The sequence below is a fragment of the Trichormus variabilis 0441 genome, from assembly GCF_009856605.1.
GTDB lineage: Bacteria > Cyanobacteriota > Cyanobacteriia > Cyanobacteriales > Nostocaceae > Trichormus > Trichormus variabilis.
Genome location: NZ_CP047242.1, coordinates 2,490,696 through 2,505,058, shown reverse-complemented (window position 1 = coordinate 2,505,058; position 14,363 = coordinate 2,490,696). Strand labels below are relative to the sequence as shown.

Below are 14,363 nucleotides of genomic sequence, written 5' to 3'. Positions count from 1 at the left end.
GAGTGCTTAAAAGTTCTCTAAATTTTGAATTTTATTGGCGCAGCCTAGTTGTAGGCTATTTGAAATTGGTTATGTTTCTACACACCTTGCAGTGTGAAATAGAAGGTACTACCTTCGCCGTAGGTTGACTCCACCCAAATTTTACCGCCATGTCGTTCGACAATTTTTTTGGCTATGGTCAGCCCTGCACCTGTACCACCACCATATTTGTTGGGGCTGTGTAGTCGTTTGAAGATACGAAAAATGGCTTCAAAGTGTTTTTCTCGAATACCAATGCCATTATCTCGCACGTAAAATGTGGGTGGTAGAGGTTGGTTGTCAATGTAGCCAATTTCAATCCATTTGTTGGCTTTGTCGTTGTATTTGATGGAGTTGGCAATGAGATTACTGAAGACTTCACCGATTTGGATGCGATCGCAGTACACTACAGGCAGTAATTGTACAATCCTAATTTCCACCCCTGTCTCCTCAATTCGCCCACTTAACATATCTAGAATGCGATGCACAATTTCATTGAGGTCGGTGTCCTGCATGGATAAATCAACCCGTCCCAAACGGGAAAAATGCAGCAGCGAATCGATTAAATCTTCCATCCGTTGGGTGAGACGAATCAGGGTAAGTAACTTTTCCTTTCCTTGTGCATCGATAATTTCGCCATAATCTTCCATTAAAAAGTTGGAATAATTATGAATTCCCCGCAGTGGTTCTTTCAAGTCGTGAGAAGCGATATAAGCAAAAGCATCTAGTTCCTGATTGCTGCGTTTCAGTTCAATATTTAGCTGTGCTAGTTCATCTGCTTTTTGCAACACTATACCAATAATTGCGCTTCTTAACTCTAGTGCTGCATTCACTTCATAAGATTTCCACGGATGTGATTTTAAAAGTACTGTTTCTTTCCATAATTCAAAAGACTTACGAGGTGATAAGCGTATTCCACCATTGGCTATAACTTCTACAGGTTTATGAGGATTTCCTCCCCAATCTACAGTTCTTACCACCTCTGGACGAAACCATAAAACATAGTTTTTCTGACTTCTAGAAATAGAAAGTGCTATCAAGCCGCTAGCCACTTCCCGCAACTTTTCTGCATCTGGGTAAACTGTTGCGAGTGAATCTGTGGCAAAAATCTCCTCATGTATATTTTGACTCATCCATTCCACAAGAACTTGAATATCTGGGATTGGCGGAACTTGGCCGACTGTACGAAAATTACCGTTAAAACAAACTGCTGCTCCTTGTGCATTTACCAGGTCAAGTATGTTCGGCTGATGGTCAATTAAGGCATTAATAAAGTCATTTTCCGCCGACATATATTGGACTAATTTGCTATGCACAGACTTCACTCGAATTTTGTCTTCTGTATCTTCACTATCTTCCTTAGCACTCATTTCTACAGAAGTCATTTGTCCTAAAAATTCACAGGCACTCCGTATTTCATAGGGTATGTATTTTGGTGATTGATGATGGCAAGCAATGAGTCCCCATAATTTCTGATTTTTCATGATTGAAATCGACATAGAAGCTGTCACGCCCATATTCTGCATATATTCAATGTGTAGTGGGGAAACACTACGAAGAACTGAGCGACTTAAATCTAAAGGCTGGTTATTAAGGGGATGATTAGTAGGAACAATTGGTACTGGTTGATATTTAGCATCTGGGATCAGCCTCAGCCAGTTTTGGCTATAGAGTTTTCTAGCTTGTTGGGGAATATCAGATGCTGGATAATGTAACCCTAAATAAGATGTAAGATATTCTGGTCTTACTTCGGCAATAACTTTACCATTCCACTGTTCATCAAAGCGATAAACCATCACTCTGTCAAAGCCAGTAATCTTTCGGACTTCTTGAGCTAATATCTGGCTGATTTCTGTTGTTGTTGCCGCACCTTGGAGTTTTAGCATCGCTAGCTTTACAAGGTGATAAAATCGGAAAAATGAATAATTTTTGTCTGATAAATTAGCTTCCAATTCTAAAATCAACAAACCATTAGAACGATGGGCAATAACATCGAAATTAATGCTTTGGTTGTGGGATTTTATAATAAATTCTAGGGGATTGATTATTTGTAAATCTTCTTGCGTCAAACAATCCTGTAATAAGTTAATTTGTTCTGCTTCTAGTAAACAACTTAAATGTTGATTGAGTAACTGTTCAGGATGTCTTCCTAAGAGATTGAATGTATTATTACTAACTTGCAGAATCGTTAAGTCTATTTCTTGTAATGCTAAAAGTACTCCATGAGGTTGAATTAACCCAGGAATATGAATTGGCTCTTTATTACAGTTACTGAGGTCTACATGAAAGGGAATAGTGATATCGTTGATGTTCACTTCTCAATCCTTAAGATTACAATCAGTAGCAAGACTGATTTTTGATGTAACAATTCTCTTGAAGCATCAAACAATACTGAAGTCTTGTTCATCAAAAATACTTGACTGTCTCAGCATAACAATTCGTGCAGATATGAGTAATCATCTCTTTACTCATTATCTTTACTTACATACATGAGTAGGCTTATATTCAATTCAAAATGCTAAATATAGGAGTAAGACTTTGTTTGTGGAAGTATAAATAAAGATGTAGTTGTATTAAATCAAATAAAGCGATCGCCATCCTATTTGATTTTTTCGTAGCTAGGTGCGATGACAACAGCCTTTTTTCCCTATTCTCTATTTCGATCCAGTTTCAAAACTGATTTGCTCAGACTCATAGGCTGGTGGTTCGACGTGAATGATAATCCTGACTGGACTGAAGCGTTCTTCTAGCCGTCTTTCGACTTCTTCGGTAATGCGATGAGCAGTTTCCACATCTGGCGCATCTACTATTAAGTGCATTTCCATGAAGACTTGACGACCGAGGACACCCCGTGAGGCGATATCGTGACAATTAATTACCCCAGGTACAGCAACGGCGATCGCGTGTATGGCTTCTGGTGCGATCGCCATTTGATCCACCAACCAAGGTAAATTCTCTTTTAAAACTGACCAACCACTCCAAAATACCAACAAAGCTACCGGAAAAGCTAACACTATATCTAGCCATTGATACCCAAGCCAAACCCCAATCAAACCAAATATTACCGAGATTGTTACCCACACATCGCTCATAGTATGGGTCGCATCAGCAATTAAGATTTGACTACCTACCCGCTTACCCTCATTACGTTCATAGAACGCCACAAAAATATTTACTCCCAAGACAATCAGCAACAACCACAACTCAGGCGGCGAAATTCTTACAGGTGCGCCACCCTTGAGAATGCGCTCAATCGCACCTTGGAGAATTTCAAAGCAGGCTATTCCTAAAAATGCGGCGATTCCCAAAGCACCTACAGCTTCAAATTTGTGGTGTCCGTAAGGATGTTCGCGATCGGGATATGGAGAAGAAAAGTTACTAGCAAATAATCCCAGAATATTGTTGGCGCTATCTGTGACACTATGCAACGCATCGGCTAACAAGCTGAGAGAACCAGTTAAATACCCTACAAATGCTTTTAACCCCATCACAAACAAGTTTAGCACTAGGGTAATCAGTAAAACTTTGCGTACTGCCGCACGGTTATCGTAAGCCATAGATATTTTTAAACACCCAGTTCTATGACTTATAAGTTTACTTCTAATTGTAGATATTTAAACATCAATCAAATGTATCAAAGTCTTACACCGTAAGAGTTACATATCTCTATTACCGTTAATTTAATATCTATTTTATTGAGATTAATTATAATTTAAAACTGTCATAACATAGGTAGAGAGTAGTGATTACTTGAAAAAATACAGCATATTTTTATCATTAAGAGTAAACAGTCAACCCTCCAAGTGATGCTCCTAATGTCCCTACCACTACGCTAACGGCATTCCGCCTACAACGCAAAGCGTCTTCCCTACCGGACGTTGAACGCGCAGCGTCTGTCTTGGCTACGCAACGCTACCGCGAACGTAGAGAAGAATGCTACTGTCTCACAGTCAACAGTCCTTCCTCATCTCCCCCACTCTCCGTTTTTCTGGGAAAATGGACAAAAAAAATGCCAAATTGGCTGAATTAATCGTAGGAAAATTGTATTCTGTATTTTAGGTAACTGTTTTGCGATAAATTTTTTGTCTGTGAAAATAGTATCTGGGGTTAAGAAATGGTAATAAGTCTTCAATCTTCCAACGGCAAAATTCAACAATGGGACCATCAAAGTGATGCTCTTGATCACTTATTTACTATCTTCAGCATTCCAGAACAGACAAAATTACACACCATCGAATCAGCAAAACTTTTCTTGGGCAATTGCTAACTATTTTTGCGATTACTAGGCCTGATCGTTATCACAAGCATTTTTTGATTAAAAAATTATGGTAAGTGCTTCTAAACTCTTATAGTTGAAAAATTTTACTTAACTCAACTACTGGGTTTAAAAAGCAAGATGGATGGAGCGAAGAAGGCTATCTTAATCGCAAGTGAACTGACCGACAGCAAAGTTTTCATTTAATTCAGCTTCCATGAAAATACCATATCCAAAATGTATGGTGCATCAATGTGATAGCACCTAAATATGCTCAGAAATTATTCATAATAGCGCACCCTATCAAACCATCAATTTCGGATAGTTTATTTTTTGTGTTCCCTAAACAGCTAAACACTGATGTAATCAGTCTATAACTTTCATATTTAGATAAATATCTCCAACACATTATGAGCTACCACATAAATTCTTCCCAAAATCGGTTTCACAAAATAATTACTACTGAACAGTTGAATCAAGTCATTGAAGCTATTACTGATGGAAGATATTCTTGGGCTTGTGTTTTAATTTTACGTTTTGTTGGGTACAATCCTCTCCACTTTATTCCCCAACGGACTTATAGCCGTCTCATGAAGGACAATAGACAAGTTGCCAATATACCTGTTTCATTAAATAATGGAAAATCCATAAGTACCAATTCCTCCGTAACTAACTCTAGCGTAGTTAATAAAGTTTCTACACAGGGTTTAAACCAGTCGAATGCTTCTGATTACTTAACCACTTCCGAACCAGATAAGGTGAAAAATATCCCAGGGTACTTAGAAACAAAAATAGCTGTAATGTATAGCAGGAATAAATAGAAAGCAGGACTCACCCAGGTTCTCTGTTGTTTGGGTGTAAGGGGGCCAGGCTTCCCTGGGGGATGCTGCCTTTAGCTTGCTTCTCCTGGAGGAGTACGCTGTGAGTTTCAGCCGAATGGGTATAGGGGTATAAATGTTTAAAACCTTTACACCCCTTTTTTATCTCCTCTGTGTGGTAAATACAAACCACATGACAACAATCATCAAACCCAAATATGCTGATACAGTCAACCATTCTTGCCAGCTACCAGATAAATAATTCATCAGTAAAAACGCGGTAAATTACAACAAAATCTCTGCTTATCACCATCTTACGCCCTCAAACTATCAGTATATTTCTCGTTGAAACCAGAAAAAATTTCTGCTGTTTTTCCGGAATTGCCAAAAATGCCGTGGTATTACCTATCAGTACAGCGAATTATACAGAACTTCTATATCAAAACCTTTGGGGAATATATCCCCACTGCATTTACAAAAGCCCGGACGTAACCACCGGGCTTTTGTCTGTGATATCCCCCTGTGGTAGCAAACAGCATACTAATATTTTTGAGTAGATTAAAAATAGGCTATCTCTAGGACAGTTATGACTTTTGGAAGAACTGAAGATTTGGTGTTAGTTGTTGGTGCAACTGGTGGAGTAGGACAAATTGTAGTTGGTAAGCTATTGGAGAAGGGTGCAAAGGTGCGTATCCTCACACGGAACGCCGAAAAAGCTAAACAGCTGTTCAATGAAAAAGTTGAGGTTTTTGTGGGCGACATCCGCCAACCCAACACACTTCCAGCAGCAGTTGATCATGTCACCCACATTATATGTTGTACTGGAACTACAGCCTTTCCCTCTGCTAGATGGGAATTTGATCCAGAACCCAACTTTTTTGAATGGGGTAAAATTCTTCTAGATTCTGACTATAGAGAAGCAACAGCAAAAAACACTCCCGCAAAAGTTGATGCAGAGGGTGTGAGTAACTTAGTCGCCGCCGCACCTAAAGATTTGAGTAGGTTTGTCTTTGTATCTTCCGTGGGGATTCTCCGCAAGGATCAGCCGCCTTTTAATATTTTGAATGCTTTCGGTGTGCTGGATGCCAAAAAAAAGGGAGAGGAAGCGATTATTCATTCCGGGCTACCTTACACCATCATTCGCCCAGGACGCTTGATTGATGGTCCTTATACTTCCTATGACCTGAATACACTCTTGAAAGCAACCACAGGGGGTAAGCTCAATGTAGTTATTGGCAAAGGTGACACCTTAGCTGGGGATGCTAGTAGAATTGATGTCGCCGCAGCTTGTGTGGAATCTATTTTTTATTCAGCTAGTGAAGGACAAGTTTTTGAACTGGTCAATAAGGGAACAAGACCACCTACTATTGATTGGGAAACACTTTTCTCACAATTACCCACATAAAAAGCTGAATTAAGGATTAGTCTCGCCGCTAGCCGCAATACATCCTCCAGCTAGTAAAAAAGCTAAAATCAACCCAATTAGACCTACAACTGGTGTAATTTGTTGGGGTTGGGGGAAAATTGCTCCAAATAAACTCATTGCTAAAGCAAACCCACCAAAATACATCCCAATTCCCAAACCTTCCCAAGGTTGAGACACTAGTCGTAAACAAAACGGAATTGTACCGTTGATAATGACACTAAATCCCACAATTAGGGTTAATAAAAAAGGAATTGGGATATTGAAGCAAACCATAATTAGTAGTGACAAAGTAGTTAGGCCAATACCAATCAGCATGGCTTGACGATCGCCTACTTTCATAGTGAACCATGCCGCAGGTAAGCTGGCAACTGCGATCGCTAGTCCCACCCATACCATCAACCAATCATTATTGGTGATTTGCAGTTGGACTGGGAGAATTTTTCCCAAAATATCCATGACTAACCGCGAACCCCAGGCCACACCAAAACCAGTACCTAAAATTAAACTTAATTCTCTGTTGGGTAACTGTGTAATTTCTCTTGGGTTGGTAACGGGTGTATGAGGAGGGTTGACTAAGCGCAATGCAGCCGTTACCGCCAGTAATACGAAAGAGGCGATCGCAAAAGCAAAAATTGGTCCTAAATTGAGGATAAACTTATTGGCAATTGGTCGAAATGCACCAATTATGCCTCCTGTCAAGACGACAACACTAAATGCTAAAGGTAACTCGGCAGGCATTGAGTATTTGGCTAATAAAGCGATCGCTGGACTGCGAAACACTGTCATAGACAAAGCCCAGGCTACTAATACTATTGGTAAAAGCGATCGCCAGACAACGGTAGGAGGAACGAAAGTAACAATACAGGGGATCGCAATTAATAGTGTCGCTGAGAGAATCACCCCTGCGGAGATTAACAAAAATCGACTACCCACCCAACGCTGTGCTTGATCCGAAAGCCCACCCATGAGTGGTTCCATAATCACAGCCAAGGCATTTTCCACCACCAGCAAACCCACTGCCAAGGATGGGGGAAAACCAAACTGAACTAGAAGTTTGGGTACGTAGGCATTATATATGATCCAAGCCAGGGTGATTGCTCCCTGTAGTGCTGCCAATACCCAAACTTGTACCCATAGGATATGCGATTTTGATACATTCATAGAGAAATCAACAGAGGGGTGAATCTTGCATTATTTTTCCCCCTCTGAGTCTCCTTTTGAATTTTTATTATTTAATATTCATGATGTCCCATTAATTTTGTGAGGTTGTTAGGAATAAGGAAACCAAAACACCTTTCATTGAACAGAAATCAAATCGGATTTTTGTAGAAGAATTTACGCTGTAAACCCCTACAAAATCTGCATTATTTGTTTTTTCAACTAAAATTCAAACAACTAAAAATATCTTCTACAGTTAATTGCCAATTCGCCAATACACTCATAACAGGTAAAATTTCTTTCCCTGCTTTGATTTCTGGCAATATATCGGGTTGAAAAACCATGATAGATTCATCATTAGGGTCGAGAAACCAACCTAGCTTTGCACCATTTTGCATAGAAAACATTATTTTACGGATAACCCGATTAGGGGATTGTTCTGGAGAAAGAATTTCAATAATCCAATCGGGGGAAATTTCAAATTTATTGGCAATTCTGCCATTAGGAAGTAAAGGAATACGCGACCATTCAAAGACAGCAATATCTGGAACTATAGAATTTCCCGAAAATGTGCAGCGTAACTCAGGAAACGCGTAAGCTAATTTTTGTGGTTTAGCAATTTCATTAATAGCTGTTACTAAACTACTTTGTAAGGTGCTATGTTCTCCTTGAGGCATCAGTTTTTGGTAGATTTTACCGTCAATATATTCACTGGCGGGTTTAGTTTCTGGTAATTTCAGAAACTCTTCTAGTGTTTTGTTGGCAAATACTGGAGTTGATAACGACATCAGCAATTACTCCTAAAACAACGTGAATTCGACGGAACCTAACCCCAACCCCTTCACTACAAGGATACTGTTGGCGAATTGATAGAGGGCAAAACCAATCATCACAAAATAGAAAATCAGGAATACTATGAGGCAGTGGGAGCAATTCGAGCAAAGTGAGAAACGCGAGTCTGACTGCGTGGGACATGTTGCCACCAATCCCACATCCGACTGAAGTTGATAGCAGCAGCAGTAATGACATGCTGCAAGAGAGTTTTGGCAAGACCAATGTAGCGACAACGGCGTAATTGGTAGCGACCAGTAGCTTGGGAAATCAAGCCTTCAACGCCAGCACGTTGGTGATAAATTTGTTGAAAAGATTCAGTTTTTTGGCGAATGCGAGCATCATGTAATGCAAGATGTAGTTCCTGTGGTTTGAGGGTCAGAAGACGCGGTAGTTTTTTGGAGCGAGTGCATTTTGAGCGACTTGAACAAAGCGAACAATCGGATTTGTCAAATTGTATTTTGACTACTGGATTGTCATGGCTATCGACAGTTGTACGCCAGGACTTACTTTGTTTACCCATTGGGCAATCAACACGCATCAAATCCCAATGAATAGTGAAGCAATTTTGCTCAAAGCCGGATTGTGCTGTTGCTTGCCAACTAGTTCCGGGGGGAACTTTTCCTACTAAATCAACATGAAAATGGGATTGACTATCGACTAAGTTTTGAGCATTGACATAGCCAGTATCGACAACATGTTCTTGTGGCAAAAGATTGTTCTGGTTTAAACGAGAATGAATTACTGGTGTCATCTCAACATCCGCACTTGTGGCCACGGACGTTTCCACATTGATAATTAAGTTTGGCAGTATGGGGTGACAAATTTCTGTCAGATGCAGATTATAACCAGTCCAGTTGATTTCTCGCTTGCTGGAATTGCGTGCATCAACATCGTAAGGAGATTCAATCTGTAGTCTATTTGGTGGTAAGTTATCTTGTTCTCGCCAATAGACTTGTTGCAATTGAATATAGTATTGTTGCACCCAAACTATACGTAATGTTTCCACTGATGGAATCTGCCACAGCCAATTACAAGTTGAGTCTGCATACAAAGCGGATAGCAAATGATGACCATCCTCACCAATTTTTCGCCTCAATTTCTCACGTTCGGCTTTTGATTTGGGCAAGCGGTATTGCTCAAATCTCAGGGAGTAACGTTCAAACCAATCAACGTCAACTCTCGATTTGAGCCAATCAGGGGCAAAATAAGCCAAGTCATTTAAGGTATGACGTAAAGTTTCTCCCACTAATTCCAAACGATTTAACTGTCGTACTGCGGCTAATACGTGAGTTGAATCAGTTCTGACACGGCCGCGATTTTTGAGCCAACCTAGTTCTTGGAAACGAGCTAGCATTTGGTTGAGTAACTCTCGCTCTCGTCCTGCTTTGATTAATCGCTGACGAAATTCTGAAAGTACTGAATAATCAAACCCTGGGTCATTTAATTCCAACGATAGTGCGTATTTCCAATCAATATGACCCCTCACTGCATCCGCCGCTTGTCTATCCGTTAAACCTTCGATAAATTGCATTACTGTCACTAATGCCAGTTGTCCTGCTGATATTCCACTTTGACCACAATCTGCGCGGTAAAGTTTGACAAAATCCTCATCCTTATATAACACTCCTATTTCATCCCGCATCTTCATATATATGTTCCCTTTGGGAAATGAATTCCGGGCTACTTGCGCTGTTGTTTCAGGAATCTGCGACATATCACGCGGGTGCAGGGTCATAATCTTTGTAGATGCTACGCTCAATATACTTATTCTCTTTTTTCCACTGTTCCAAACTCTTGAGGGGCTTAACCCCTCAAGAGTTTGGAACAGTATCCTTGTAGGAGAGAGGTTTGGAGAGAGATCAAAGCCTTGCTGCACACAAGCGAGAGCCTTTATAAAATCACGTTGAGGAATATTTAATACTCGTGAGCGAGTATTTACATCTCGTTAATGAGTCTTTGATACTCGTGAGCGAGTCTTTGACACTGGTGGGAGAGTCTTTGATACTCGTGAGCGAGTCTTTGACACTGGTGGGAGAGTCTTTAATACTCATGAACGAGTCTTTGATACTGGCAGGAGAGTCTTTAATACTGGCGAGAGAGTGTTTAATACTCGTGAGTGAGTCTTTAATACTGGCGGGAGAGTATTTGATACTCGTGAGTGAGTTTTTAATACTGGCGGGAGAGTAAAGAGTAGGGTAGTTAGAGGCTACGGTGTATACACAAGTCTAATAACTTAGCACCATAACGTTTTGATCCCCCCTAACCCCCCTTAAAAAAGGGGGGAACAAGAATTAAAGTCCCCCTTTTTAAGGGGAGCCACTGCGTTGGGCGGCTTTGCCGACTTGTAGCAAGTGGCGTGGATTTAGGGGGATCAAACCACATTTTGCACCTAGCACTCAAATATATGCACACCGTAGGCATAATTATTCTAAGTAAGCCTGATATATTACTCATAAGCGCGTGTAATCTGCCACCTTGCCCCCAACATGGTCACAACTCTCCGCCATCATCGCCAGCCTTCTCGCTACATTTTTTATTCTTTAGCCTTCATCCTTTCTTTCCTACTCTGCCTACCTTGGGTGAACGCCCAAGAAAAGCCCAAGCCCCAGCCGGAAGCGTGGCAGATTAACGGCATAGTAGCTGCCCTTGATGATGGACATGACCAAGTTAAGGGATATGCTTTCAAGCAATTAGGTGAATATAATCTCAAAGATTTAAAATCCCTGGTGAAGAAACCAGAGGATATTGCCGAGAAAGCTGCCAAAATCCTCAAGGATGAAAAGGTGAGCGCCGGCGTTCGTGGCAGTGCGGCAGAGGCATTGGGCAACTTGGGAGAAGCCGCAGCCAAGTATGTCCCTGACATCGCTAATATCCTCAAGGATGAAAAAGTTCCCACCAACGTTCGTGGTAGTGCGGCAGAGGCATTGGGCAACTTGGGAGACACCGTAGCCAAGTATGTCCCTGACATCCTCTATTTCCTCAAGGATCAAAAGGTTCCCGACTATGATCGTTCAGGTGCGGCAAAGGCATTGGGCAACTTGGGGAACGCAGCAGCCAAGTATGTCCCTGACATCGCTAATATCCTCAAAGATGAAAAAGTAGACACCATCGTTCGTTTATTTGCGGCATCGGCATTGGGCAACTTGGGAAACGCAGCAGCCAAGTATGTCCCTGACATCGCTAATATCCTCAAAGATGAAAAGGTTCCCACCAACGTTCGTGGTAGTGCGGCAGAGGCATTGGGCAAATTGGGAAACACCGCAGCCAAGTATGTCCCTGATATCGCTAATATCCTCAAGGATGAAAAGGTGGATGCCGATGTTCGTAGAAGTGCGGCACAGGCATTGGGCAACTTGGGAGAAGCCGCAGCCAAGTATGTCCCTGACATCGCTAATATCCTCAAGGATGAAAAGGTTCCCGCCACCGTTCGTTCAGGTGCGGCACAGGCATTGGGCAGTATGGGAGAAGCCGCAGCTAAGTATGTCCCTGACATCCTCTATTTCCTCAAGGATGAAAAAGTAGACACTATCGTTCGTTCAGATGCGGTAAAGGCATTGGGCAACTTGGGAGACACCGCAGCCAAGTATGTCCCTGACATCGCTAATATCCTCAAGGATGAAAAGTTGGACAACAACGTTCGTTATTATGGTGCGGTATCGGCATTGGGCAACTTGGGAGACACCGCAGCTAAGTATGTCCCTGACATCGCTAATATCCTCAAAGATGAAAAGGTGGACACCATCTTTCGTAGAAATGCGGCAGAGGCATTGGGCAGTATGGGAGAAGCCGCAGCTAAGTATGTCCCTGACATCCTCAATTTTCTCAAGGATGAAAAGGTGGAAGCCTCCTTTCGTAGAAATGCAGCATTGGCATTGGGCAACTTGGGAGAAGCCGCAGTCAAGTATGTCCCTGACATCCTCAATTTCCTCAAGGATGAAAACGTTCCCGCCGACGTTCGTGGAAATGCGGCATCGGCATTGGGAAAAATCAGACAACTTAAATTAGAAGAGGTTGTCGTAGTTTTGAATTATATCTACGAACCAAATCAGGGAAGTTTTGATTATGGTCAGAATAATTATGAATTTTGGCGATTTTGGACTTATTTCCTGGGTGGCGGCCATGAAAAAGTCAAAACCCTGCTGACATGGCTAGGCAGACCAAAAACAACTCCTGATAAGCTGGAACACTCTCAAGCTGTCAAAACACTAGAACTATTCCGCGACATTTGGCAACCCAGCCAAGAATTTGCACGAATACGTGATGATTTAGCAAAACAAATCGCCCTAGTCGCCAGAAAAACCCCTTGGCAACCGCAAGATATTCTCCTATTAGAAACTCACTACAACAACCTCAAAAAAGCTGGCTACAACGAAGCTGATTCACTGCAATCAGTCATAGTCAACCTCAAGGGTTGGCAGTGGTTTTTCAACGCCAGAATTACCATCCTCACACACGCTACCTTCTGGCTTGCCCTCATCTTCGCCTACCCCAAATTCCCCCAAATTCAAGCCATCTTCTTCTGGAACCCTTGGGTACGCCGCATCTTAGGGGTGGGTTACGTCGGCTTTCTCCTCACCTGGTTTCCCCCCTTCCGCCGTAAATTATTTGAACCCTTCAAACCCTCCCTCCTAGCCGATGCCGGCTTAGATAACTTTAGTGACAAAGGCTACTTCCCAGAATCCAGAGTCAAAGTTCCCGGTACAGGGGATATCTTCCCAGTTACCGCCGCCCTCCCCAGCATCAAAGGGCAAATTATCTTAGAAGGGGATTCCGGCTTAGGTAAGTCGATGTTTCTCCGCCATCTGTTGCAAAACTCCCCGCGCATAGTCGTTTATCTCCCCGCCCAAAAATGCCATAAAGGCGTAATTGAAGCCATCCAAGACAAGCTACACGGCCAAGCCCAAGATGCCGACTTCCTGAAAAACCTCATTTACAGTGGTGCAATAGATATCTGCATCGACGGACTCAACGAAGTCACAGCCGATACCAGAGCTAAAATCTGCCAGTTTGTGGAAAGCTATTTCCGGGGCAACATTATCATGACTACCCAGCCCCTAGAGTGGACACCACCCTCAACCGCCAAAACCTACCACTTGCAACCCTTAGAACCCAACCAAATTCAAGAGTTTTTGCTCTCCCGTGAACCGCGACTGCCCAAGGATGCCAAAATTCAAGGTGCTGATTACGAACAAGCCTGCATTAATTATTTAAAAGAAGTCCTCACTACCCAGCAACCAGAGGAAGAATTAAAAGCAGCCAGGCGCATTCTTTCCAACCCAATGGATTTAACCGTGGTAGCCCTGATGTTATCACAAGGTCAATATCCCAACTTATTCCGCCTGCAAGAACAGCAATACAACCTAATAGCGGCTGAATACCTGAAGGAATGGAACCAAGAATTTCCCTTAAGAAAATTCTCCGCCGCAGTCTACCAAATGCGTATCGACGACAAACAAGCCTTACCCGCCGATGAATTTTATCAAGTCGTCATGTCTTTGGAAGATGAGAAATATAAAATGGTAGTGAGCCGTCAATGGCAAGATGATAAAGGGGAAGCCAAGAAAGAATGGTATTTCCGCCACGATAAAATCATGGACTTCTTCCTAGTGCAGAACTTTCTCGGCGACAGTGATGAAGCGGAAAGACTATTAGTAGATAGAATGGGTGACCCCCGCTTTCGTGGTGTTTACTTCCTCTTAGCCAGCTTACTGCCAATAGATGCAGCCAAGGAATTGCGGGAGAAGTTGATTCAATACGCCGCAGATACTAAAGACAATACGGTGAGTAATACCTTTGTGCAGTTATTACGGACAAGGTAATTGGGAACTCAATGACAAATGACCCCTCTCCAAAC

The 14,363-nt window shown here is 42.0% G+C and carries 9 protein-coding genes; 4 read left to right on the top strand and 5 right to left on the bottom strand.

The features are described 5' to 3' along the window. Positions 1–77 precede the first annotated feature (77 nt). Together GSQ19_RS10265 and cdf31 are read right to left on the bottom strand one after the other, a co-directional pair. On the bottom strand, positions 78–2,333 hold the full coding sequence (locus tag GSQ19_RS10265; RefSeq protein ID WP_011317853.1) for a sensor histidine kinase: 2,256 nt from the start codon (positions 2,331–2,333) through the stop codon (positions 78–80). 339 nt (positions 2,334–2,672) lie between these two features. Further along, a complete protein-coding gene (cdf31, locus tag GSQ19_RS10260) occupies positions 2,673–3,575 on the bottom strand; it encodes a CDF family zinc efflux transporter Cdf31 (RefSeq protein ID WP_011317852.1) in 903 nt (300 codons plus the stop codon). A gap of 557 nt (positions 3,576–4,132) precedes the next feature. Between cdf31 and GSQ19_RS10255 the strand changes: the two genes are divergently transcribed. The 3 genes from GSQ19_RS10255 (at position 4,133) to GSQ19_RS10245 (ending at position 6,496) form a co-directional block, all read left to right on the top strand. Next, a complete protein-coding gene (locus tag GSQ19_RS10255) occupies positions 4,133–4,285 on the top strand; it encodes a hypothetical protein (protein ID WP_153228503.1) in 153 nt (50 codons plus the stop codon). 398 nt (positions 4,286–4,683) lie between these two features. Further along, positions 4,684–5,094 (top strand): HetP family heterocyst commitment protein, encoded by a 411-nt coding sequence (locus GSQ19_RS10250; protein ID WP_011317851.1) that lies wholly within the window; start codon positions 4,684–4,686, stop codon positions 5,092–5,094. A 583-nt stretch (positions 5,095–5,677) separates the two neighbouring features. Continuing rightward, entirely contained in the window at positions 5,678–6,496 is an 819-nt protein-coding gene (locus GSQ19_RS10245; protein WP_011317850.1) for an SDR family oxidoreductase, read from the top strand. A gap of 9 nt (positions 6,497–6,505) precedes the next feature. Here GSQ19_RS10245 and GSQ19_RS10240 read toward each other — a convergent pair whose 3' ends face one another. The 3 genes from GSQ19_RS10240 to GSQ19_RS10230 all read right to left on the bottom strand — a co-directional run bounded on the left by GSQ19_RS10240 (position 6,506) and on the right by GSQ19_RS10230 (position 10,244). Then, positions 6,506–7,678 carry an MFS transporter gene (locus tag GSQ19_RS10240; protein ID WP_011317849.1) on the bottom strand — a complete coding sequence of 391 codons (1,173 nt, stop codon included), beginning with the start codon at positions 7,676–7,678 and terminating at the stop codon, positions 6,506–6,508. A 215-nt stretch (positions 7,679–7,893) separates the two neighbouring features. Beyond that, positions 7,894–8,463 (bottom strand): Uma2 family endonuclease, encoded by a 570-nt coding sequence (locus tag GSQ19_RS10235; RefSeq protein WP_011317848.1) that lies wholly within the window; start codon positions 8,461–8,463, stop codon positions 7,894–7,896. 125 nt (positions 8,464–8,588) lie between these two features. After that, positions 8,589–10,244, bottom strand: coding sequence for an IS5-like element ISAva5 family transposase (locus tag GSQ19_RS10230; RefSeq protein ID WP_041455935.1), 1,656 nt, complete (start codon positions 10,242–10,244; stop codon positions 8,589–8,591). 751 nt (positions 10,245–10,995) lie between these two features. On the opposite strand from GSQ19_RS10230, the gene GSQ19_RS10225 reads away from it, so the two are divergent. After that, the gene (locus tag GSQ19_RS10225; protein WP_011317847.1) at positions 10,996–14,328 is read left to right on the top strand and encodes a HEAT repeat domain-containing protein; all 3,333 of its coding nucleotides are present in this window, start codon (positions 10,996–10,998) and stop codon (positions 14,326–14,328) included. Positions 14,329–14,363 lie beyond the last annotated feature (35 nt).